The sequence below is a fragment of the Microbispora rosea genome, from assembly GCF_900156315.1.
GTDB lineage: Bacteria > Actinomycetota > Actinomycetes > Streptosporangiales > Streptosporangiaceae > Microbispora > Microbispora rosea.
Genome location: NZ_FTNI01000056.1, coordinates 1 through 20,366, shown reverse-complemented (window position 1 = coordinate 20,366; position 20,366 = coordinate 1). Strand labels below are relative to the sequence as shown.

The 20,366-nt window shown below is 71.2% G+C and carries 18 protein-coding genes; 7 read left to right on the top strand and 11 right to left on the bottom strand.

Features of this window, described 5'->3' with window-relative positions:
* On the top strand, positions 1-339 hold a 339-nt coding region (locus BXA11_RS40410), incomplete at its 5' end, for a beta-xylosidase family glycoside hydrolase (protein ID WP_208865601.1).
* Positions 340-441: 102 nt separating this feature from the next.
* Here the strand turns inward: BXA11_RS40410 and BXA11_RS40405 are convergent.
* From BXA11_RS40405 to BXA11_RS40375, 7 genes are all read right to left on the bottom strand, one after another.
* Positions 442-1,296, bottom strand: a complete 855-nt coding sequence (locus BXA11_RS40405; RefSeq protein WP_076443243.1) for an amidohydrolase family protein — start codon at positions 1,294-1,296, stop codon at positions 442-444.
* 44 nt (positions 1,297-1,340) lie between these two features.
* On the bottom strand, positions 1,341-2,477 hold the full coding sequence (larC, locus tag BXA11_RS40400; RefSeq protein ID WP_076443242.1) for a nickel pincer cofactor biosynthesis protein LarC: 1,137 nt from the start codon (positions 2,475-2,477) through the stop codon (positions 1,341-1,343).
* The gene (gene larB, locus BXA11_RS40395; protein WP_030512495.1) at positions 2,474-3,142 is read right to left on the bottom strand and encodes a nickel pincer cofactor biosynthesis protein LarB; all 669 of its coding nucleotides are present in this window, start codon (positions 3,140-3,142) and stop codon (positions 2,474-2,476) included. The genes larC and larB overlap by 4 nt, the downstream gene beginning before the upstream one ends.
* A gap of 82 nt (positions 3,143-3,224) precedes the next feature.
* Complete coding sequence (gene larA / locus BXA11_RS40390; RefSeq protein ID WP_076443241.1) at positions 3,225-4,481, bottom strand: nickel-dependent lactate racemase; 1,257 nt, start codon at positions 4,479-4,481, stop codon at positions 3,225-3,227.
* Positions 4,471-5,406 (bottom strand): aldo/keto reductase, encoded by a 936-nt coding sequence (locus tag BXA11_RS40385; protein ID WP_076443240.1) that lies wholly within the window; start codon positions 5,404-5,406, stop codon positions 4,471-4,473. Before BXA11_RS40385 ends, larA begins: the two co-directional genes overlap by 11 nt.
* Positions 5,403-6,140 carry an SDR family NAD(P)-dependent oxidoreductase gene (locus BXA11_RS40380; RefSeq protein WP_076443239.1) on the bottom strand — a complete coding sequence of 246 codons (738 nt, stop codon included), beginning with the start codon at positions 6,138-6,140 and terminating at the stop codon, positions 5,403-5,405. Before BXA11_RS40380 ends, BXA11_RS40385 begins: the two co-directional genes overlap by 4 nt.
* Positions 6,137-6,985 carry a fumarylacetoacetate hydrolase family protein gene (locus tag BXA11_RS40375; protein WP_076443238.1) on the bottom strand — a complete coding sequence of 283 codons (849 nt, stop codon included), beginning with the start codon at positions 6,983-6,985 and terminating at the stop codon, positions 6,137-6,139. Before BXA11_RS40375 ends, BXA11_RS40380 begins: the two co-directional genes overlap by 4 nt.
* Before the next feature lie 167 nt (positions 6,986-7,152).
* Here BXA11_RS40375 and BXA11_RS40370 point away from each other — a divergent pair, with 167 nt between their 5' ends.
* Genes BXA11_RS40370 through larE form a run of 3 tightly spaced genes read left to right on the top strand, consistent with a single transcriptional unit; the run spans position 7,153 to position 10,022 of the window.
* On the top strand, positions 7,153-8,445 hold the full coding sequence (locus BXA11_RS40370; protein ID WP_076443237.1) for an L-fuconate dehydratase: 1,293 nt from the start codon (positions 7,153-7,155) through the stop codon (positions 8,443-8,445).
* Between the two features lies 1 nt (position 8,446).
* Complete coding sequence (locus tag BXA11_RS40365; RefSeq protein WP_051762899.1) at positions 8,447-9,160, top strand: FadR/GntR family transcriptional regulator; 714 nt, start codon at positions 8,447-8,449, stop codon at positions 9,158-9,160.
* Entirely contained in the window at positions 9,153-10,022 is an 870-nt protein-coding gene (gene larE / locus BXA11_RS40360; protein ID WP_204054119.1) for an ATP-dependent sacrificial sulfur transferase LarE, read from the top strand. Before BXA11_RS40365 ends, larE begins: the two co-directional genes overlap by 8 nt.
* 177 nt (positions 10,023-10,199) lie before the next feature.
* Here the strand turns inward: larE and BXA11_RS40355 are convergent, their stop codons facing one another.
* From BXA11_RS40355 to BXA11_RS40345, 3 genes are read right to left on the bottom strand one after another with little or no spacing between them, the layout of a single operon-like run.
* Positions 10,200-11,246 carry an ABC transporter permease gene (locus BXA11_RS40355; protein WP_076443236.1) on the bottom strand — a complete coding sequence of 349 codons (1,047 nt, stop codon included), beginning with the start codon at positions 11,244-11,246 and terminating at the stop codon, positions 10,200-10,202.
* Complete coding sequence (locus tag BXA11_RS40350; protein WP_076443244.1) at positions 11,239-12,804, bottom strand: sugar ABC transporter ATP-binding protein; 1,566 nt, start codon at positions 12,802-12,804, stop codon at positions 11,239-11,241. Before BXA11_RS40350 ends, BXA11_RS40355 begins: the two co-directional genes overlap by 8 nt.
* Before the next feature lie 12 nt (positions 12,805-12,816).
* Complete coding sequence (locus BXA11_RS40345) at positions 12,817-13,899, bottom strand: sugar ABC transporter substrate-binding protein (protein WP_076443235.1); 1,083 nt, start codon at positions 13,897-13,899, stop codon at positions 12,817-12,819.
* Positions 13,900-14,329: 430 nt separating this feature from the next.
* Here BXA11_RS40345 and BXA11_RS40340 point away from each other — a divergent pair, with 430 nt between their 5' ends.
* Entirely contained in the window at positions 14,330-15,043 is a 714-nt protein-coding gene (locus BXA11_RS40340) for a FadR/GntR family transcriptional regulator (RefSeq protein WP_076443234.1), read from the top strand.
* An 83-nt stretch (positions 15,044-15,126) separates the two neighbouring features.
* On the opposite strand, the gene BXA11_RS40335 is transcribed toward BXA11_RS40340, so the two are convergent.
* Complete coding sequence (locus tag BXA11_RS40335) at positions 15,127-15,861, bottom strand: FadR/GntR family transcriptional regulator (RefSeq protein ID WP_076443233.1); 735 nt, start codon at positions 15,859-15,861, stop codon at positions 15,127-15,129.
* Between the two features lie 615 nt (positions 15,862-16,476).
* On the opposite strand from BXA11_RS40335, the gene BXA11_RS40330 reads away from it, so the two are divergent.
* Entirely contained in the window at positions 16,477-20,022 is a 3,546-nt protein-coding gene (locus BXA11_RS40330; protein WP_244303613.1) for a glycosyl hydrolase family 95 catalytic domain-containing protein, read from the top strand.
* Positions 20,023-20,106: 84 nt separating this feature from the next.
* A partial coding sequence (locus BXA11_RS40325; RefSeq protein ID WP_208865600.1) for a hypothetical protein occupies positions 20,107-20,366 on the top strand: 260 nt, incomplete at its 3' end.

The following is a 20,366-nucleotide window of genomic DNA, read 5'->3' as shown; positions in this document are numbered from 1 at the left end:
CGCCGCGACAACGGCCAGACCCGCCTGGTCGCGACCAACAACCTGACCATGAACGGCAGCTGGCAGACCACCAGCACCGGCACCGAGGTGGCCTCCACCTCCGTGTCCGGCGGCAGGATCTGGCTACGGGTCAACGCCGACATCCGCCCCGGCACCGGCCGCCAGGCCCGCTTCTCCTACAGCACCGACGGAGTGAACTTCACCTCGTTCGGACCCGCCTTCACCATGGGCAACGCCTGGCAGTTCTTCATGGGCTACCGATTCGCCATCTTCAACTACGCCACCCAATCCCTCGGCGGCGCGGTCACCGTCAACCGCTTCGACCTCACCACACCCTGACCCCCACGAAGCCCTGACCCCACGAAGCCCTGACCCCACGAAGCCCTGACACCACCGACGCCGGCCGGACGCCTCAGGCGGTCCGGCCGGCGTCCCGGGCGCTCACCCCTCCAAGCGGTAGACCCGTGTCGCCGTGTCCCGGAAGACGGCATCCTGCTCGGCGGCCGTCAGCCCGGCATCCGTGAGCAGCGCCGAGACGGTCTCGGTCCAGAGGGGCAGAGAACCGGCGAGGAGGCAGACGGGCCAGTCCGAGCCGAACATGAGACGAGACGGGCCGAACGCGTCGAGCGCCACGTCGACGTACGGGCGCAGCGCGCCGGCGTTCCAGTCGTCCCACGCCGCCTCGGTGATCAGGCCGGAGAGCTTGGCCGTCACGTTGGGCTCCGCGGCGAGCTCACGGATGAGGCCCGCCCAGGGGTCGAGCTCTCCGGCCGCGATCGGCGGTTTCGCGAGGTGGTCCAGGACGAAGGTCAGCTCGGGCAGGGCGCGTACGGTCTCGATCGCGGCCGGCAGCTGGTGAGGCAGGACGAGCAGGTCGTAGGCGAGTCCGGCGTCCGCGACCTGCCGCAGCCCGCGGCGCACGTCGTCGCGGGCCAGCCAGCGCGGGTCGGACTCGCCCTGCACCAGGTGGCGGATCCCGCGCAGCAGGGCGCCACCGGGCGAGGCGGCCAGGGCGGCGAGCTCGTCGGCGAGATCGGGCCGGGTCAGATCGGCCCATCCCACCACCGCGGCGATGGTCTGCGACCGCGCCGCCAGCGCCAGGAACTCGCGCGTCTCCTCCGCGTCGCCGAGCACCTGCACGAGCACGGAGCGGCCGATGCCCGTTCCGGCCGTGGCGGAGGCGTGGTCGGAGAGGCCGAAGTCGCGGCGGATGGGAGCCATCTCCGGAGGGTCCAGCCACGTCTGCGGGCGCACGGAGAGATCCCACAGGTGGTGGTGGGCGTCGATGCGGGTCACAGCCGGAGCCGCCGGGGAAGTCGCAGGGGGAGTCGCATCGGAAGTCACAGCGCGTCGAATGCCTCTCGTGTCAGTTCCCTCAAGGGTCTGCCGGTCGCCTGGGCCAACGCGGCCAGGTCGTCGTACTCGGGTTTGACCCCCCACGGCCCGTGCTTCATGCGGACGTCCCGGCCGTGCAGGCGTACGGTCTCGAAGTGCCGGGGGAGGGCGACCTTCTCCACCATGCCGCGCCGCAGGCCCAGGCTCCCCGTCTCGGCGAAGACCAGGGTCTGCAGGTCGTCGGCCAGCTCGGGGGCCGTGAGGACGTGCAGGACGTGCGCGGGGCGCCCCTTCTTCATGACGGCGGGCGTGACCCAGGCGTCCGCCGCGCCCGCCGCGAGGGCACGCTCGATGACGTGCCCGAGGACCTCCCCGGTCACGTCGTCGAGGTTCGTCGACAGGACGATCTGCGTGCCTTCCCCGGCCCCGGGCTCTCCGGGCATGGCCACCGGCTCCCCGAGCATGGCCACGGTCACGTTGGGCCGGTCGGGCAGCACGCGGCCGCCCGCGCCATACCCGGTGGCGCGCAGAGCCATCTCGGGAGCCGGGCCGTACGCGGTGCCCATCGCGTGCAGCAGGGCCGCCCCGGTGGGCGTGACCGCCTCTCCCGCCTCCCCGCCCCGCACCCGCGCCCCCTTCAGCAGCGCGAGCGTGGCGGGAGCGGGAACGGGCAGCACGCCGTGGCGGGTGTTCACCGTGCCCCCGCCCAGCGGCAGCGGCGCGGAGTGCACGCGCGTCACCCGGAGATCGCGCAGCGCCGCCGCGCATCCGACGATGTCGATCAGGGTGTCGTGCCCGCCGAGTTCGTGCAGGTGGACGTCGGCGGGCGGGACGCCGTGCAGTGCGCCCTCCACCTCGGCGATGGCGGTCAGCGCCGTCTCCGCCACGGTCAGCCCGGTCCGGGCCGCCATCGTGATCAGTTGTGCGGCCGGGCGCTCGGTGGCGTCGTCGTCGACCTCGATGTGAACGCGGGTGGCGGTCAGCGCCCCCGTGCGCACCCGTGCGGCGTCGAGGCGCCAGCCGGTGAGCCCGGTCGCGGTGACCGCCTGCCGTACGGCGTCGAGCGAGGCCCCGGCGTCGAGCAGCGCGCCGAGCAGCATGTCGCCCGCGAGTCCGGTGAAGGGGTTCAGGGAGAGGATCACCGGCAGGTCCTCCTCGTGAGGCGGTAGGCCGCGAGGGCGGCGCCGAATCCGGAGTCGATGTTCACCACGGTCAGCCCGGCGGCGCAGGAGGTCAGCATGGCCAGCAGGGCCGTCACGCCCTCCAGCGCAGCGCCGTATCCGGTGGAGGTGGGCACCGCGATCACCGGTGTCTCGACGAGGCCGCCGACGACGCTGGCCAGCGCGCCCTCCATGCCGGCGACGACGATCACGCTGTCGGCCGCGCGCAGGTCGTCGGCGGCGGCGAGCACGCGGTGCAGCCCGGCCACGCCGACGTCTCTGACCACGACGGTCCGCAGGCCGAGCGCGGAGGCGACGGCCGCCGCCTCGGCCGCGACGGGGCCGTCCGCCGTTCCCGCCGTGACCACGGCCACGGTGTGCTCGACCGGCCGCGCCGGACGCCAGACCAGCAGCCGGGCGTCCGGGTCGTACGCGCCGCCGGCGACGAGCGCGCGCACCTCGCCGGCTGTGCCGGGTTCGACCCGCGTCACCAGGACAGGCCCGGTGTTCCGGCCGAGCAGGGCGGTGACGATCCCGGCGATCTCGCTCACGCGCTTGCCCGGGCCGTACACGATCTCGGGCAGCCCCTGGCGCGCCTCGCGGCCGAGATCCACGCGGGCGAAGCCGAGGTCGAGTGCCTCGCTCATGCCGGCCCGACGGGTCCGGCGGTCAGCGGCGGGGTGGCGTGGAGCCGGTCGTCGCCGGTCGCCACCGCGAAGCGGAGCACGGTCACTCTCCTGCGAGGTAGGGGATCGTCATGGGACCTTCCGGCAGGACGCAGACCCGTCCGGGCAGGGCGCGGACCGTGGCGGCGATGTCGCCGGTCTGCTCCAGGTGGGCGGCGGCCAGGTCGGCGTCGCTCAGATGCGACGTGTGCATGATCACGTTGGCGTGCCGCTGGATGCGGGCCTGGATCTGCACCTGCCACTGGTCGGGCACGGTCTCGGTGCGGCGGGAGATCTCCTCGAACAGCGCCTGCGGAGAGGCGGCGGAGGTGAGCACGTCCCGATAGGAGCCGTGGTCGGGGAAGCCGTCCCGGCACTCGGCGGCGCAGATGATGGTCCCGCCGGGCCTGACGACCTGGGCGGCGGCGCTCATCCCCTTCACCGACTGGTAGAGGTTCTGGTCGAGCGGGAAACCGGCGTTCGTCGTCACCACCACGTCGAAGGGCTCGCGAACCGGGCGCATCGCGGCCGCGCGGGCGGCGGCCGTGGCGGCGGCGTGCATCGCAAGAAGGTCGCCGCCGAACGCCCGCACGATCCGCTGCTCGCGGTTGAGCACGACGTCGAGGGCGAAGGTGACGCCGGTCGCGGCGGCGATGGCGCGGACGTCGTCGTGGACGGGGTTGCCCTGGATGACGCCCCAGGTGGCCCGGGGGTCGCCGATGCGGGCGGCGTCGTGCAGCGTGAGCACGGTCTCCAGGGCGGCGAGCCCGGGCGCGACCAGCTTGGGGCCGCCGGAGAACCCGGCGAAGAAGTGCGGCTCGACGAAGCCGGTCGTGATCCGCACATCGGCGTCGGTCCACTCCCGGTTGAGCCAGACCGGCACGTCCTTGCCGTGGCGTCCCATCCACCTCAGCGACGACGCGTCGCGCGCGTCGTGGTTGACGATCCGTACGCTGTCCACGACCTGGTCGCCGAACATCGCACGCAGTTCGGCGTCGCTGTTGCCGCGGTGGGTGCCGGTGGCCACGAGGATCACGACGTCGCCGATGTCGACGATCCCGTCCAGTTCGTCCAGGATCGCCGGGATCATCAGGTGCCGCGGCTGGGGCCGCGTGCCGTCGCAGGCGGAGATCGCCACGGTCTGGCCGGGGCGCACCCGCTCGCGCAGTGGCGGGCCCGCGACGGGCTCGCGCAGGGCCCGGCGCAGTTCGGCGGCCTCGTCGGTCACGGCGGGCCGGGCGACCGGGGCGATGACCGTGGTCCGGTCGTCCGGCAGGTCCACGACCAGGCCGCCGGTGCCGTAGGCGAGATCAACCCGCATGGTCCAGGTCCTCCCAGAGCGCGTCCGGGATGTCCGAGGCCGCCAGGGCCAGATCCTCAGTGATCTCCTCCGCGCTGCGCGCGCCGATCAGGACGTTGGCGACGGCCGGGTGGCGGTGGGGGAAGCGCAGGGCCGCGGCGGGCAGCGGCACGCCGTGGGACGCGCAGACGCGTCCAAGCCCACGCGCCCGCTCCAGCACGGGGGGCGGGGCGGCGTCGTAGTTGAAGGTGGTGCCGCCGGCCAGGATCCCGCTGTTGAACACGCCTCCGGCGATCACGGCCACACCCCGCCGCTCGCACTCGGGCAGCAGTTCCTCCGCGGCGGAGCGGTCGAGCAGCGTGTAGCGTCCTGCGACCAGAACGGCGTCCAGGTCGGTCTCGCGGACGAACCGGGTCAGCATCTCGGCCTGGTTCATCCCGGCGCCGACGGCGCCGATCACCCCCTGGTCGCGTAACTCCGCCAGCGCCGGATACGCCTGACCGGCGGCCTGCTCCCAGTGGTCGTCCGGGTCGTGGATGAACACCAGGTCGAAGTGGTCGAGCCCGGTGCGGTTCAGGCTGTCGTCCAGCGAGCGCAGCACGCCGTCGCGGCTGTAGTCCCGCACCCGCACGAAACCGGTGCGGCCGGGGAACCCCTCCTCCTCGCCCTGTCCGGGCACCAGCACCCGGCCCACCTTCGTGGAGACGACCGCCTCTGCGGCGGCGGCCTCCGGCAGGGCGCGCAGGAACCGCCCGAGACGCTCCTCGGCCAGCCCGCTGCCGTAATGCGGCGCGGTGTCGAAGTAGCGGATCCCCGCCTCCCAGGCGGCGGCCAGCGTCTGCCCGGCCTCCTCCTCGCTCACCGGCGCGAACAGCCCGCCCAGCGGCGCCGTGCCGAGCCCGTAACGTCCTAGCCTGCCCGCCAGGCCGCCGGCGGCGGCCGTCACGACGTCACCGGCCTCGGACGCAGGCCCGACATCCCGCCGTCCACGGCCAGCTCGACCCCGGTCGTGGATCCCGCCCGCGGGCTCGCCAGGTAGGCCACCGCGTGGGCGACCTCCTCCGGCGTCACCAGGCGGCCGTGCGGCTGCCGGGCGGCCAGCGCCGCCCGCTCGGCCTGGGGATCGGGCGCGGAGCCCAGCAGCCGGCCGACCCAGGGGGTGTCCACGGTGCCGGGAGTGACGCAGTTGACCCGGATGCCCTCGCGGATGTGGTCGGCCGCCATCGCGCGGGTCAACGCCAGCACCGCTCCCTTGGACGCCGAATACAACGCCCGCTGCGGCAGGCCCGCCGTCGCGGCGATCGAGCAGGTGTTGACGATCGCGGCGTGCGGGGAACGGCGCAGGTGGGGCAGCGCCGCCCGGCTCACCCGGGCGACCCCCACCACGTTCACGTCGAGCACCCGCAGCCACTCGGCGTCGTCGTTGTCGGCCACCGTGCCCAGCGCACCGATGCCCGCGTTGTTCACCAGCACGTCGATCCGGCCGTACGCCTCCGCGACCGCCGTGACAGCCGCACGTACGGCGACGTCGTCGGTCACGTCACAGGCGAACTCGGTGTCCTTCAGGTCCAGGACGGCGACGCGGGCGCCGCGGGCGGTCAGCTCCTCGGCGACCGCCCGGCCGATGCCCGACGCCCCGCCGGTGACGATCGCCACCAGGCCGTCGAACTCTGGGGTCATGCCTGACCCATCCGCTGGCGCTGACGGCCGAGACCGTCGATCTCCAGCTCGACCACGTCACCCTCCCGCAGGAAGGCCTGCGGGCCACGGCCCAGCGCCACACCCGCCGGGGTGCCGGTGTTCACCACGTCGCCCGGCTCCAGCACCATGAACTGGCTGAGATACCAGATCACGTGATGCACCCCGAAGATCTGGTTCTTGGTGCCGCCGTTCTGCCGCAGCTCCCCGTTGACCCACAGCCGCAACCCCAGCGCCTGCGGATCGCCGACCTCGTCGGCCGTCACCAGCCACGGACCCAGCGGATTGAACGTCTCACACGACTTGCCCTTGTCCCACTGGCCGCCGCGCTCGTTCTGGAACTCCCGCTCCGACACGTCGTTGGAGACCGCATACCCCGCGATCACCTCCGCCGCCGCCTCGGGGGACTCCAGGTAGCGCGCCGTACGGCCCAGGATCACGGCCAGTTCGACCTCGTAGTCGGTCTTCACGCTCCGGCGCGGCACCAGCACCTCGTCATCGGGGCCGACCACCGTGTTCGACGCCTTCATGAAGACCACCGGCTCCGCCGGGATCGCCGCCCCCGTCTCCTCCGCGTGATCGGAGTAGTTCAATCCGATACACACCACTTTGCCCGGCCTGGCAATCGGCGCGCCCACCCGCTCGTACGGCCCCGCCTCCGGCAGTTCGCCCTCCGCCAGAGCCGACCGCACCCGTTCGACGCCTCCCCCGGAGAGGAAGGCGCCATCGATGTCGGCCGTCAACGACGACACGTCGAACACCCGCCCGTCGGGCGTGAGCACGCAGGGTCGCTCCTCGCCCGCCGGGCCCACTCGCAACAGCTTCACGATCTTGCCTCTCCGCTGGTTCTCAGGGCCATACGCCGAGCCGAGCCTGTCAGATTCATCGGGTTGAAGTAAAGGCTTTGATCGGATATGGGTGGACTTGCCTTGACCTTTGCCCGGTGTGATCCTACTGTTCCATTCATATTCATCGGATCAATTGGAGTTCGCCCATGCCGACGATCACCTCTGTGAACGTGATCGACATCAGGTTTCCGACCTCCGCGACGCTCGACGGCTCGGACGCCATGAACCCGGACGGCGACTACTCCGCGGCGTACGTGGTGCTGGAGACCGACGACGGCGACCTGGCGGGGCACGGCCTCACGTTCACGATCGGGCGGGGCAACGACCTGTGTGTGGCCGCCGCCCGGCAGATCGGGGCGCGGCTGGCCGGACGCGACGTGGACGAGCTGGCCGGCGACCTCGGCGGTCTCTACCGCGAGATCATGGCCGACAGCCAGATGCGCTGGCTCGGGCCGGAGAAGGGCGTGGTGCACCTGTCGGCCGCGGGCGTCCTCAACGCGGCGTGGGACCTTGTGGCCCGCCGGGCCGGCAAACCCCTGTGGCGCTTCGTCGCCGACATGACGCCCGAGGAGCTGGTCGCGGCCTGCGACTTCCGTTACCTGTCCGACGTGCTGACCCCCGCCGAGGCCGTCGAGATGCTGGCCCGGCTCGCCCCCACGCGTGCGGAACGGATCGCCGAGCTGGCCGAGCACGGCTACCCGGCCTACAACACCTCTCCGGGCTGGCTCGGCTACGACGACGGCAAACTGCGCCGGCTGTGCCGCGAGGCCGTCGCCGAGGGCTGGACCCACGTCAAGCTCAAGGTCGGCGCCAACGTCGAGGACGACGTCCGCCGGCTGGCGATCGCGCGGGAGGAGCTCGGCGACCGCACGCTCATGATCGACGCCAACCAGGTGTGGGACGTGCCCCAGGCGATTGAGTGGGTCAATCGGCTCGCGCCGTACGAGCCGCTGTGGATCGAGGAGCCGACCAGCCCCGACGACGTTCTCGGCCACGCGGCCATCCGCAAGGCGATCGCCCCCGTCGGTGTCGCCACCGGCGAGCACTGCCACAACAGGGTCATGTTCAAGCAGCTCCTGCAGGCGGGCGCGATCGACTTCTGCCAGATCGACTCCTGCCGGCTCGCGTCGGTCAACGAGATCGTGCCGGTGCTGCTCATGGCCGCCAAGTTCGGCGTGCCCGTCTGCCCCCACGCGGGCGGCGTCGGCCTGTGCGAGCTGGTCCAGCACATGGCCGTGGTCGACTACGTGTGCGTGAGCGGCAGCCTGGAGGGCCGGGTCCTGGAGTACGTCGACCACCTGCACGAGCACTTCACCGACCCCGTCCGCATCGAGCGCGGCCGTTATCTGCTGCCCGAAAAGCCTGGTTACAGCGCTCGTATGCACTCTGAGTCGATCGATGCGTACCGCTACCCTGATGGTCACCAATGGGGAGGCTGACGTGGGCGTCATCGAGACGGCGATCGACACGATCAAGCAGATGATCATCGATGGGGAGCTGCGCCCGGGGCAGAAGCTCCCCGTCGAGAAGAATCTGGCCGAACAACTCGGTGTCGCCCGCAACACGCTGCGCGAGGCCGTGCGCGCGCTGGTCGCCATGAGGGTGCTGCAGACGCGGCAGGGCGACGGCACCTACGTCACCAGTCTCTCTCCCGACCTGCTGCTCGACGGGATGAGCTTCGTCGCCGACATACATCTCGACGCCGGGGCGGGGGAGTTCCTGCATGTGCGCAGGATTCTGGAGGCGGAGGCGACCGCGCTGGCGGCCACGCGCATCCCGGACGCCGATCTCGTCCACCTGGGCGACCTGCTCGACGAGGCCGAGACGGTGGCCGCCTGCGATCCCGTCGACCACGAGAAACTCGTCGCGCTCGACCAGGACTTCCACGCCCTCATCGCCTCTCATTGCGGCAACGCCGTCCTCGCCGCCGTCACCCACAACATGTCCGGCCGCACCGTACGAGCCCGCGTCTGGCGGGGCATGAGCGACCCCGAGGCCGTTCATCGCACCCTCAGGGAGCACCGGGCCGTCTATCGGGCTCTGCTGGCGCGGGACTCGGAACGGGCCAGGCTCCACGCCGCCCTGCATGTCCTCGGCGTCGAGGAGAGCCTCACCGGCTCGGGCGCCTTCGCGGGCGAGGCCGCCCGTGGCTGAGCGTCCCGCTTCCGGGGGAGACGCGGCGGCGGACGCCGGCCGAGTGGGCGCGGCGGGCGACGCCATGGACCGGCTGACGGCCCGATTGCGCCGTGAGGACGCCGTCGTCGTCGCCTACTCCGGCGGCGCCGACTCCGCGTTGCTCGCCTTCGCCGCCGCCCGCGTGCTCGGCGGGCGCGCACTGGCCGTCACCGCCGTCTCCCCGAGTCTGGCCGCCTCGGAGCGGGCCACGGCGCGTGACTTCGCGCGCGCCCACGGCCTGGCCCATCTGGAGGTGTGCACGGACGAGGCCGACAGGCCCGAGTACGCCGCCAACGGCGCCGACCGCTGCTACCACTGCAAGTCGGCGCTGTTCGACGCGCTCACGCCGCTGGCGGCCGCCATGGGCGCCCGGATCGCGCTCGGCACCAACCTCGACGACCTCGGGGACCACCGCCCAGGGCAGCGGGCCGCGGCCGAGCGCGGGGCCATCGCGCCGCTGGTGGAGGCCGGGCTCACCAAGGCCGACGTCCGCGCGGTCAGCCGGAGCCTCGGCCTGGTCACCGCGGACAAGCCCGCCGCGCCCTGCCTGGCCTCACGGGTCAGCTACGGCGACCCGGTCACGCCGGAGGTCCTGCGCAGGATCGAGACCGCCGAGGGCGCGCTGCGCGATCTCGGCTTCCCGGTGTGCAGGGTGCGCGCCCACGCCGGCGGCACGCTCGCCCGGGTCGAGGTCCCGGTCACCGAGATCCCGCGGGCGTGCGAGCTGCGCGAGCGCGTCGATGCCGCGGTCCGCGGCGCGGGATTCACCTTCTGCTCGCTGGACCTGTCCGGTTTCGCGTCCGGGCGCCTCAACGCCCTGCTGCCGCTGCTCCCCTCATAACGCGCCTCCTGCCGGAACCGGGAGGCGCCTGAGCCGGAAGGCGCCAGAACCAGAAGGCCGGGTGATTCCCACTTCGTTCGAAGCGGGAATCACCCGGCCTTTTCGCGTCTCACGCCCCGGAGGCGTACGCGGCGACGAGCAGGGGAGGCCGGCGTCGCGATCGGCCTCCCCTGCTCGTCATTCCTGCGACTTGCCGCCGGTGAGGCGGGAGATCGCGAGTGCGGTGAGGATGATCGCCCCGTTGAGCGCCTGGATCCACTGCGCGGGGACGCCCGCGAGCGTGAGGACGTTCTGAATCATGTAGAGCAGCAGGATGCCGGTGAACGCGCCGAACACGGTGCCCTTGCCGCCGTTGAGGCTGACTCCGCCGATGACGGCCGCGGCGAACACCGTGAAGATCGCGCCGTCGCCCTGGGCGGCGGCCACGGAGGCGAGCCGGCCCGTCAGCAGGAGACCGCCGATCGCGGCCAGCAGGCTCGCGGAGATCAGCACGATCCACAGCACCCGGTCGGTGCGGATTCCGGCCGCCTTGGCGGCGTCGACGTTCCCGCCGATCGCGTACAGCGCCCGGCCGAACCGGGTGAATCCCATGACCACGATCCCCACGGCGAACAGCAGCAGGCATATCCAGATGGACGCGGGCACGCCGAGCCACATGGCCGAGCCGAAGTAGGTCATCGATTCCGGCAGGTTGAAGAAGGTCTGCCCGCCGGAGATGCCCGTGAGGAGGCCGCGCAGCACGATGAGCATGCCCAGGGTGACGATGAAGCCGTTGAGCCCGAAGCGGACGATGAACAGCGCGTTCACCGCGCCGATCAGCACTCCCACCGCGAGGGTGACGGGGATTCCCCAGGCGCCGGGCAGCAGCCCGAGCCCCGGTCCCGTGCCGGCGGCGACCGTCAGCCATGCGGCCACGCCGGGGGCCAGCCCGAAGGTCGACTCGAGCGACAGGTCCATCCTGCCGGCGATCAGCACGAGCGTCTGCGCCAGGACGAGGAGCGAGATCTCCGACATGGTCTGCAGGATGTTGATCAGGTTGTCGCTCTGCAGGAAGATCGGGTTGACGATCTGCCCGACGATCGCGATCACGATGATCGCGGGAACGAGCGCGAAGTCCCGCAGCCGGGCCAGGGGGATCGCCGGACGGCGTCTTCCCGCCTCCTCCGGCGCCGACGGGCCCGGAGGGTGTCCCGTCGTGGCGGGAGCGGTGGTGCTGTCAGGCATCGAGGTCGACTCCTTCCATGGCGGCCACCATCTCGTGATCGTGCCAGCCGGCGGTCAGTTCCGCGACGACGCGGCCGTGGAACATCACGAGCACCCGGTTGCACAGCCGCAGGTCGTCAAGTTCATCGGAGGCGATCACGACGCCTGTTCCGTTGCCGGCGATCTCCTCGACCTTGCCGAGCAGGAACTCCTTCGACCGGACGTCGACTCCGGCCGTCGGCGTGATCAGTACGAGCAGGCGCGGGTCGCTGGCCAGGGCGCGGGCCATCACGACCTTCTGCTGGTTGCCGCCGGACAGCCCGGAAACGGGGAGTTCCGGGCCGGGTGTCTTGATCGCGAGATTCGTGATCATCTCGCGGGCCAGCGCGTCCTTGCGCCGGCCGCTGACGAACCCCGCCTGACCGAGTCGCTCGGGCACGGTCATCGTGGTGTTGTCGGCGATGGACATCAGGGGGACGAGCCCCTGATGGTGACGGTCGCGGGGCACGAAGCCCACTCCGGCGGCCAGCGACGCCGGCACACTCCCGGGACGCGGGCGGCTCCCGGCCACCTCGAGGGTGCCGTCCTTGGGAGCGCGCAGCCCGGCGATGGTCTCGGCGAGCTCGGTCTTCCCGCTGCCGCCCAGACCCGCGAGCCCCACGATCTCCCCGGCCCGGACTCGGAGGTCGACGTCCTGGTAGACGTCGCCGTCGCGCAGGCCCCGGACGTCGAGGACCACCGGGGCCTCCGCCGGGACCGGCGGGCGCACGGCGTGCTCCCGCAGCCCGGCGGCCTCACCGGTCATCGCCGCCACCAGCTCGCCCTGCGGCAGGTCCGCCACCGGCGCGGTGAGGATGTGCCGGGCGTCCCGGAACACCGTGACCGTGTCGCAGATCTCATAGATCTCCTGCAGGTGATGACTGATGAACAGGAAGGTGACTCCCTGCTCCCGCATCGCCCGCATCCGCTCGAAGAGGCGGGAGATCGCCGCGCCGTCCAGCTGGGCGGTGGGCTCGTCCAGGATGATGAACCTCGCGCCGAACGACAGCGCGCGGGCGATCTCCACGAACTGCCGCTGCTCCACCCCGAGCTCTCCGGCAGGCCGGCGGACGTCGACGTCCACCGACCACGCCTCCAGCAGCTCGGCCGCCTTCCGCCACAGGCCCTTCCAGCCGACCAGTCCCAGCCGGTTGCGGTCGTGCCGGTTCAGGTAGAGGTTCTCCGCCACGGTCAGCTCAGGGATGATCGTGGACTTCTGGTAGACGCAGGCGACCCGTTCCCGCCAGGCGTCACGGTCGGACAGCCGCGGCGCGGGGGAGCCGGCGAAGCGGACCTCGCCCTCGTCCGGCGCCTGCAGCCCGGTCAGGATGGAGACCAGGGTCGACTTGCCCGCACCGTTGCGCCCGACCAGTGCGTGCGCCTCTCCGGGTCTGATCGTGATGCGGGCACTGTCCAGCGCCGTCGTCTCGCCGTACCTCTTGGTGATGTGCTCCGCCTCGGCGACGGGCGGGTCCGCACGGACCTGCCCGTCGTCACGGGCGGGTGGAGGGCTCGCGGGCCCTCCCGCGAACTCTTCCATGACCACGCCCTCTCAGCTCAGGTTGTTGCCCCACAGCGACTTGTCGTCGTGCTTGACGCTGGCGATTCCGCCGTAGGTGCCGCCGTCGGCGGTGACGAGCGGCGCGGACAGCTGGTCCTCCAGCAGGCCGGGCCGCACCTCGATGATGGTGCTGTCGTGATCGGTCTTGCCCGGCTGGAAGGTCTTGCCCTCGATCGCGGCCTGGGCGTACGACAGCGCCCACTTGGCGTACAGGTCCGCGGGCTGGGAGACGGTGGCGTCGATGTTCCCGGCGGCGATGTCCTTGAGCTCCTGCGGGATGCCGTCGTTGGAGACGACGAAGACGTGCTTGGGGTCGTCCGGCGGCACCAGCAGGTCGCGCTGCTTGAGAACCTGCAGCGTGCCGGCGAGGGCGAAGCTCGACTGCATGTAGACGCCCTTGACGTCGGGGTTCGCCGTCATGACGGTGGAGAGCTTCTGCGAGGCCACGGCGCCGTCCCAGTTCGTCGCCTCGCCGAACACCGTGATGCCGGGATAGTTCTGCTTCATGCAGTCGTTGAACGCCTCGGTGCGGTCCCGGCCGTTGATGGAGGCCAGGTCGCCCTCCAGCATAACCACCTTGCCCTTGCCGCCGAGCTTCTCACCCAGGAACTTGCAGGCCTTCTCGCCGTACGCGCGGTTGTCGGCCCGTACGACCATGAAGGCGTTCCCCGTGTCGGGCCGGGTGTCCACCAGCACGGCGGGGATCTTCTTGCTCTCGAGCTGCTGCAGCGTGGGCGCCACCGCCGCGGTGTCCTGCGGGGCCATGACCACGCCCTTCACACCCTGACTCATCAGGGTCTGCACGTTCGCGGTGAGCTTGGCGATGTCGTTCTGGGAGTTGGTGGTCTTGACCTCCGCACCCAGGTCGCCGGCGAACTTCGGCACGTAGCTGATGTAGGAGTTCCAGAAGTCCGTGTCGGAACGCGGGTAGTCGACGCCGATGACCGGCTTCGCCGCCGCGTCGTTCCCGCCGCCGGAGCTGTCGTCTCCCGTACCGCTGTTCCCGCCGCATGCCGCGGCGAGGCACCCAGATATGGCTAAGGCCGCGGCGAGTGCGAACCGTCTGCGTACCATCGTCTCTCCTTCTGAAGCACCACGGCTGCCATGCCTTCGCTGACCGCCACGCTCGGGTGAGGTCCGCGCCGCTGTGCGGGGCATGGGCGAGGTTCGTCGTGAGCGGGCTAATCACGACAGGACATGGGATGTCTTTCTATGCTCAAAACCGCTCCAGTGTCCAGACCTTGAGGAAGGATGGTGATATTCCGTTATTCGCGCGGCTTCCGGCGGCAAGGGATCCGACGTATCGACTGGCCACGTCGGGGCGGGAAGACCCGGACACATCGCATGTCTGTCCCTGCTGGAAGGCGCGGCACGACGGGTTCGCTGCCAGGCCGCCCATGCCACGCGCCCCGTCGGGCGGAGGCGCGGCCGGTTCCGGGCGCATCCCCGTACGCCGGGAGGGACCGTGTAGAGGTCCGCTGTCCTGACATACCAAAATGCAGGTATGTCGTTGACCGAGCAGGCGATCGAACGCATCAGGAAGCGCATCAAGGATGGGACGCTTCCCCCGGGCGCCCGGCTGCCTCCAGAACAGGAGCTGGCAGCCGAGCTTGGCCTGTCCCGCAACCTGCTCAGGGAGGCCGTCCGCTCCCTCGTGACCACACGCGTGCTGGAGGTGCGCAGGGGCGACGGCACCTACGTCACGAGCCTTTCGCCGGAGCTGCTGCTCGAAGGCGTCGGTCTCGCCGTCGAGATGATGCGGGGCGACGATCTGCTCGAGATCACCGAGGTGCGGCGCCTGTTCGAGCCGGTGGCTACGGGTCTGGCCGCCGCCCGGATCACCGCCGGCCAGCTCGCGGACGTCGAACGGCATCTCAACGCCATGATCGCGGCGCAGAACGACATCGAAGCGCTCAACCATCACGACGACGCCTTCCACCGGGCCGTTTTCGAGGCGACGGGCAACAAGTCCCTGTCCGCCCTGCTCGGCGGCATCGCCAGCCGGACCCTCCGGGCGCGTGTCTGGCGGGGGCTCGTCGAGGAGAACGCGGCCGGCCGCACGATCGCCGAGCACGCAGCCATCTATCGCGCGCTCGCGGCCGGCGACGCCCCTCTCGCCCAGGCGGCCGCGCTCGTGCACGTCAGCACCACGGAGACCTGGCTGCGGGAGAACCTCGGCCGTTCGCGGTCCGGCGCGGACCCGGATCCGGTGCGGTGACCACGGCGGGCATGGCACCCTGCCCCGGGATGTCACCCCGCGCCCCGGAATGGCACCCCGCGTCGCCTCCGGCTGGACCCAGGTCAGTCGGACACGGAGCAGTCGGCGACGGGGCCGGACGGCGCGTCGTCGTCGGGCAGCCGGTGCAGGGACTCCTCGACCCCGATGAGATGGTTGGCCATCCGGATGCGCGCCCGTTCGGGATCGCGCGCCGCGAGCGCCGCCAGGATCGCCACGTGCTCGTCGTGGGTGCGCCGGTCCGCGCCCTCCTCGTGCAGGCTTCGCCAGAGCCGGCCGCGGACCGTGCGCCGGGCGAACGCCTCGATCAGGCCGATCATGACCGGGTTGCCGGTATTGGCGGCGATGATGCGGTGGAAGGCGATGTCGATCTCGATGAGACGCTCGTGGTCGTGGGGCGCCTGACCGACGATCCGGGCCGACTCGGCGAGCAGGGCCCTGGCCTGGCACAGCGCCTCATCGGTGATGCCGGTCGCGGCGAGCCGTGCCGCGTCCGACTCGAGCAGTCGCCGGACGGTGTAGACGTGCCGCGGATCGCCCTGGCCGTGCAGGTCGACGACGAAGCCCATCGGAGCCAGCAACTGCGTCGCGTCGAGGTTCGTCACGTACGTCCCGTCGCCCTGCCGGGTGCTGACGATGCCGAGGATCGACAGCGCCGAGACCCCTTCGCGCAACGCCCCGCGTGAGACGCCCAGCGACTCGGCGAGGTCCTTCTCGACGGGCAGGCGGTCGCCGGGCCGCAGGACGCCGTCGAGGATCATCCGCTTGATGCTGTCCACTACATCGTCTGTGCGTGACATGGCAGGTAGGTTTCCAAAGTCCGGACGGAGCGGGGGATTTCCCCGTCACCACGGGCAGTCAGAGGGCGGATGCGGCCTGCCCGCGCGTCGTCGCCCGTGCTCGTCGGGGAATTGGTGCCGCTCTACGGATACAGCACGCGACCTCCCACCGCTACCCGGCGGGTGCGGCCTGCCCCGACGCCGTCCCGCGCGGGCCTGCCGTCCGGTGGTGCGGGCAACCGTCCTCTCGTGGCCGCCCGCGACGCCCGGTTTCCCCTCCGTCGCCCACGTCCCACCCGCCCCGACCTGGATCAGCGTGCCGGGGGGCAGGGACAGGCCAAAGGTTAGATGTTTCCCGGCGATGGATGCGCCAGATGACCCCCTTATGGGCTTTTCTATAGCAATCGTTGACCGATACATCAAATCTTTGTAGCTTTGCCATCACCCCCTACACAGCCTCGTCACGCAGCCGGTCCCGCCGAACCCCGCCAGTCTCCTCGATGTCGGGATCGCAGCCATTGGCGCGGCGCCGGCCGCCGGCAAGGCCGCAGTGCGCTTGGAGAGCGAATGCCAGATCTGACGCGAAGGCAATTGATGAAGATCGGCACGGTCGGAGCCGGGGCTCTGATGCTGCCGATGCAATGGACAGCGGTCGCCCGAGCCGGATCGGTGGCACCCTCGGAGGTACGCGCCGCCAACGACCTGGCGCTCTGGTACGACAGAGGCGCCGGCACGGACTGGCTCCGCGCCCTCCCCATCGGCAACGGCCGCCTCGGCGCCATGGTGTTCGGCAACGTCGACACCGAGCGCCTGCAGCTCAACGAGGACACCGTCTGGGGCGGCGGGCCGTACGACCAGAGCAACACCAAGGGCCTGGCGGCGCTGCCGGAGATCCGGCGCCTGGTCTTCGAGGACCAGTGGAGCCAGGCCCAGACCCTGATCGACCAGAACATGCTGGGCAAGCCCGCGGGCCAGCTCGCCTACCAGACGGTCGGCAACATCAGGCTGGCCTTCCCCGGCACCAGCGGGTTCACGGAGTACAACCGCCAGCTCGACCTCACCACCGCCGTCACGTCCGTCAACTACCTGCTGAACGGCGTGCGGTACAAGCGCGAGGTGTTCGCCAGCGCGCCCGACCAGGTCATCGTCGTTCGCCTCACGGCCGACAAGCCCGGCTCGATCACCTTCAGCGCGACGTTCGACAGCCCACAGCGCACGACGCTCACCAGCCCGGACAGCTCGACGGTGGCGCTCGACGGCGTGTCGGGCAACTTCGAGGGCATCACCGGCCAGGTCAAGTTCCTGGCGCTGGCCAAGGCCGTCGCCGAGGGCGGCACCGTCACCAGCTCCGGCGGAACGCTCCAAGTGTCCGCCGCCGACAGCGTGACGCTGCTGGTCTCCATCGGCTCCAGCTACGTCAACTACAAGGACGTCAGCGGCGACTACCAGGGCATCGCGCGGGGGCACCTCGACGACGCCAAGGGCAAGGCCTACGACACGCTGCGCAGCCGGCACGTGGCCGACTACCAGGAGCTGTTCAACCGGACGACGCTCGACCTCGGCCGTACCGACGCGGCCGACCAGCCGACCGACGTGCGGATCACCCAGCACGGGGCCGTCGACGACCCGCAGTTCTCCGCGCTGCTCTTCCAGTTCGGCCGCTACCTGCTGATCAGCTCCTCGCGGCCGGGGACCCAGCCGGCCAACCTGCAGGGCATCTGGAACGACTCGATGAGCCCGCAGTGGGACTCGAAGTACACCATCAACGCCAACCTGCCGATGAACTACTGGCCCGCCGACACGACGAACCTGTCGGAGTGCTTCGAGCCGGTGTTCAGCATGATCCAGGACCTCACCGTGACCGGCGCCCGCACGGCCCAGGTGCAGTACGGGGCCGGCGGCTGGGTCACCCACCACAACACCGACGCGTGGCGGGCGACCTCGGTCGTCGACGGCGCGCTCTGGGGCATGTGGCAGAGCGGTGGCGCGTGGCTGGCCACGATGATCTGGGACCACTACCGGTTCACCGGGGACGTCGAGTTCCTGAGGAAGAACTACCCGGCGATGAAGGGCTCGGCGCAGTTCTTCCTCGACACCCTCGTGGAGGAGCCGAAGCTCGGGTATCTGGTCACGAACCCGTCGAACTCCCCTGAACTTCCCCACCATGCGAACGTCAGCGTGGCCGCCGGTCCCACCATGGACAACCAGATCCTGCGCGACCTGTTCGACGGCTGCGCGGAGGCCAGCGAGGTCCTCGGCGTGGACGCGAGCTTCCGGGCGCAGGTCCTGGCCGCCAAGGACCGGCTCCCTCCGATGAAGATCGGCTCGCGCGGCAACATCCAGGAGTGGCTGTACGACTGGGTGGAGACCGAGCGGAACCACCGGCACATCTCGCACCTGTACGGCCTGCACCCCAGCCACCAGATCACCAAGCGCGGCACCCCGGAGCTGTACAACGCGGCGCGGCGGACCCTCGAACTGCGCGGCGACGACGGCACCGGCTGGTCGCTGGCCTGGAAGATCAACTACTGGGCGCGGATGGAGGAGGGCAAGCGGGCGCACGACCTGGTCCGCCTCCTGGTCACGCCGGCGAGGCTCGCGCCGAACATGTTCGACCTGCACCCGCCGTTCCAGATCGACGGCAACTTCGGCGCCACCTCCGGCATCGCCGAGATGCTGCTGCAGAGCCACACCGGCGAGCTGCACGTGCTGCCGGCGCTGCCCTCGGCGTGGCCGGACGGGAAGGTGCAGGGCCTGCGGGGCCGCGGCGGCCACACCGTCGGCGCGGAGTGGAGCGACGGGCAGGCCGACGAGTACCTCATCACGCCCGACCGCGACGGCGTCGTCAAGGTACGCGGCGGCATCTTCGCCGGCCGCCACAAGGTCCGCGACGTCACCGGCAGCGGCACGGTCAAGGTGGAGAAGACCGAGCCCGACGCCGTCGAGATCACGGCGCAGGCCGGTCACACCTACCGGGCGTTCGCGCTGCAGAAGGTCACGGTGACCGCACCGGTCGAGGTCACGCCGGGTGACGAGGCGAAGGCCGAGGTCATCGTCAAGGCGGTCGAGGAGTCGCTGGCGTCGGCGACGGTGTCCCTCACGGTGCCTGAGGGGTGGACCGTCACCCCCGAGCAGGCCAACGTGGGGCCACTGGCGGCGGACGCGACGGCCAAGGTGGAGTTCACCTTCACTCCCGCCGCCGGCGCGGCCACCGGCACCGCGGTCATCACCGCCGTCGTCGCCGGCACCGAGGCGGGCGAGGACTGGAGCGTGTCCACGCAGGCCACGGTGCAGGTGTGGGGCGGCGGGGAGAAGCCGCTGGAGGAGCTCTTCAGCAACGTCGCGGTCACCGACGACACCAACACCGCTCCCGGGAACTTCGACGGCAACGGCGCCAGCATCTCCGCTCAGGCGCTGGCGTCGGCCGGTGTCACTCCGGGGGCCACCTTCACCAAGAACGGGCTCACCTTCACGTGGCCCGACGTCGCGGTGGGCACCCCCGACAACGCCATCGCCTCCGGGCAGTCCCTCAAGGTGACCGGCACCGGCAAGACGCTCGGTTTCCTGCTGACCGGGACCTACGGCGCGGTGTCCGGGCCGGCCACCGTCGTCTACAAGGACGGCACGAGGCAGACCTTCACCCTCAGCTCGCCCGACTGGTACGGCGCGCCGAGTTCGTCGGGCGACGCCGCCGTCGTGGCCCCCTACCAGAACCGGCCGAACAACCAGCGGCAGAACACCCCCGCCACCATCTACTACTCCGGCGTTGCTCTGCAGAACAAGGAGATCTCCCGCGTCGACCTGCCCAACATCAGCGCGGGGGCGGCGAACGGGGTCGCGACGATGCACATCTTCGCCGTCGCGCTCGACTCCGTCACGCCTCCCGCACCCGAGGTCAAGCTGACCGTCACCGCCTCCTCCCGCTGCATCGGCACCTCGGCGTACGTGGCGGTCACCGCCGTCAACGACTCCGACGTCCCGGCGACGATCACGCTGACCACTCCCTACGGTTCCAAGACCGTGGCCGACGTGGCTCCGGGCAAGCAGGCCTACCAGTCCTTCAACACCCGCGCCGCCCAGATCGACGCCGGCACGGTCACCGTCAAGGCGACCGCCACGATCGGCGGCAAGCAGGTCACCTCGTCCTACGACGTCGACTACAGCGCGGCAAGCTGCGGCTGAGCCGCCACCACCGCGGTAGCACAACCCGGGGCCGGCCGGCCGACCAGCCGGCCGGCCCCGCCCCCCATAGATGGAGCGATTCCCATGAGAATGACCACCCGGATACTCGCCGCGTCGGTGCTCGGCCTGGCCCTCGCCGGCGCGGCCACCCCCGCCATGGCCGACGACGACCCCGCCACCGGCGGCGTGGACGTGTCGGTGAACATCCAGCCCACCACCACCCCCGGCCAGCTGTCGATGACCGTGGCCGACAACAACGGGGTGTCCCTGCAGGAGAACGGCTCCGACGCCGCCGCCCGCCAGTTCACCGGCACCCTGCCCACCGTCACCGTCACCGACACCCG

Bases quoted from the DNA above. Each gene is read 5' to 3' on its own strand.
- BXA11_RS40380 (WP_076443239.1), bottom strand. From the start codon at position 6,140: ATGACCCCAGAGTTCGACGGCCTGGTGGCGATCGTCACCGGCGGGGCG.
- BXA11_RS40340 (WP_076443234.1), top strand. From the start codon at position 14,330: ATGTCGTTGACCGAGCAGGCGATCGAACGCATCAGGAAGCGCATCAAG.
- BXA11_RS40345 (WP_076443235.1), bottom strand. From the start codon at position 13,899: ATGGTACGCAGACGGTTCGCACTCGCCGCGGCCTTAGCCATATCTGGG.
- BXA11_RS40355 (WP_076443236.1), bottom strand. From the start codon at position 11,246: ATGCCTGACAGCACCACCGCTCCCGCCACGACGGGACACCCTCCGGGC.
- BXA11_RS40330 (WP_244303613.1), top strand. From the start codon at position 16,477: ATGCAATGGACAGCGGTCGCCCGAGCCGGATCGGTGGCACCCTCGGAG.
- larB (WP_030512495.1), bottom strand. From the start codon at position 3,142: ATGAGCGAGGCACTCGACCTCGGCTTCGCCCGCGTGGATCTCGGCCGC.
- larA (WP_076443241.1), bottom strand. From the start codon at position 4,481: ATGCGGGTTGATCTCGCCTACGGCACCGGCGGCCTGGTCGTGGACCTG.
- BXA11_RS40370 (WP_076443237.1), top strand. From the start codon at position 7,153: ATGCCGACGATCACCTCTGTGAACGTGATCGACATCAGGTTTCCGACC.
- BXA11_RS40350 (WP_076443244.1), bottom strand. From the start codon at position 12,804: ATGGAAGAGTTCGCGGGAGGGCCCGCGAGCCCTCCACCCGCCCGTGAC.
- BXA11_RS40335 (WP_076443233.1), bottom strand. From the start codon at position 15,861: ATGTCACGCACAGACGATGTAGTGGACAGCATCAAGCGGATGATCCTC.